This is a genomic window from Microcoleus sp. SVA1B4 (assembly GCF_036700545.1).
Lineage (GTDB): Bacteria > Cyanobacteriota > Cyanobacteriia > Cyanobacteriales > Microcoleaceae > Microcoleus.
In genome coordinates, this window is the sequence record NZ_JAUBPB010000157.1 from 1 (window position 1) to 1,719 (window position 1,719).

At 39.3% G+C, this 1,719-nt stretch carries 2 protein-coding genes; both read right to left on the minus strand.

All coding sequences use genetic code 11. The annotated features are described in order from the left end of the window. Positions 1 to 374: 374 nt before the first annotated feature. Positions 375 to 785: a hypothetical protein gene (locus QT987_RS29660; RefSeq protein WP_333234271.1), complete on the minus strand. Its 411-nt coding sequence runs from the start codon at positions 783 to 785 to the stop codon at positions 375 to 377. 12 nt (positions 786 to 797) lie between these two features. Next, the coding region (locus QT987_RS29665; RefSeq protein WP_333247061.1) for a hypothetical protein at positions 798 to 1,719 on the minus strand (922 nt) is incomplete at its 5' end.

Here is a 1,719-nt window from a genome sequence, read left to right on the forward strand (position 1 = left end):
CTCATATTTTTTGGCAATTTTACTAGCTTTTCCATTTTAACCCTTTTGCGACATATTCGCCAAAGTGAGATGCACCCAACTCATCTTTCGTAATATTAGAGCTTGAGATAACGATAATAGGGTCTGACATTGATAATTCTCCTTATTTCAAATTGGTTACATAATCTAGGAGTCCTTGCTCAGTCCTAAAGACTCGCACTCCAGCAGGCAACTCTGCTTGTGTTCTATCTGTATAATTGGGGGCAAACAAGATTACGGGCTTGTTGATAGGATTTAGCAGTTAGCAGTCGATAACCTAATTTGTCATTACTTTCGAGTGTGGCTGCAGCTAACCATTCTGAAAAATTGCTACTACTACCCTTTACTTGTAGTTCTTAGTATTCTTCAAAATTGCAGCCTCTCTCAAGCAGATAAAACAATTCTTGACTTGATAACATCTGTCTATTGTACCCGTTCATGTTATCAGTAATGCAGGACCATTTTGCAGCTAACTTAGCCGCTAATTCATAAGCAAATCGCCTACTACCTTCTGCTTTAGATATCTCTAATACAATAAATGTCTTGGGATCACCCAGAAGTTTTTCTGTGGTAGCTTTTAATTCCCATTGCTCTAATTCATTCCTGTTGCCAATGGCAATCCAAATATATAATTCTTCCCTTATCAGACATGCAAAAAAAGGATCTCCTGGTTTTTCAACAATATGTGCACCTGCTGTCCTCAAAAAAGATATTAACTCCTCTTTTCTAATATCGCACCTGGAAACAACTACTAGACCGTTTGACATTGTTAACTCTCCTTATCGCAGATTTGTTACGTAATCCAACAGTCCTTGCTCAGTCCGAAAAACTCGCACTCCAGGGGGAAGCTCGGCTTGTGCTAGCTCTGTGTAATTTGGGGCAAACAAAATTACTGGCTTGTTACTGGGATTTAGAAGTCTATCTGTTTGTAATTTAGCAATTTGACCCGCTTTCTGTCCTGTTTGCATAGTAACCTCTATAATAGCATTGCTGGTTTCTACATCAACATCTCCAACTGGAAGTTTATTGGCTCCTTTTTCTATCCTTCCATAACTGATTAAATCGTGTTTGAGCAGGTTAGCAGTTCTCGCCTCTAATTTAGTACCTGCGTTAGTTGATGCTAAATTATTTTGAATAGCCGCATCAAACCGAGTTGTCCAATGTCCTTGTTTAGCTAGTTCCAGTCTGATTCTTCTAAAGGCTACACCTACCAATTCTTGTCCGGCTAAGCTAGCAAAGTGTTTAAAGTGTTCGGCAGCTTTATTTAAGTCAGCATGATTTTTGGCATAAAAGGCAGAAAAAACATAGGAAAATAATTCTTTGACCGCTTCCACAGCAATTCCTACCCTGCTCAGAGCATATATGATGGCAGCAATTTCACCCAATCCTGTCAAACTTAATGTTGCAAAGACAGCTAAGGTAGCAAGTAATTGTGCCCAAAATTCCCACCGCATTATTGTACTTAAAGCATCTCCTGGTAGCTTAGCAAGTCCTCGCCGTGCTGCCTCAATTAACTTTTTCTCAAAAGACCAGCCATTAACTTCATCAGGTGGTAAATTATTAGCAATACCACCAAACAAATTATCAGCTAAATCATCATTCCCACTTCCACCCGAAGCAGAACCAGAGCCACTACTACCAAAGACCTCTTTAAACTGAGGCTCCTTAAAAATCACAGTCGGTAATTGCCAAATATCATCA

Bases quoted from the DNA above. Each gene is read 5' to 3' on its own strand.
- QT987_RS29660 (WP_333234271.1), bottom strand. From the start codon at position 785: ATGTCAAACGGTCTAGTAGTTGTTTCCAGGTGCGATATTAGAAAAGAG.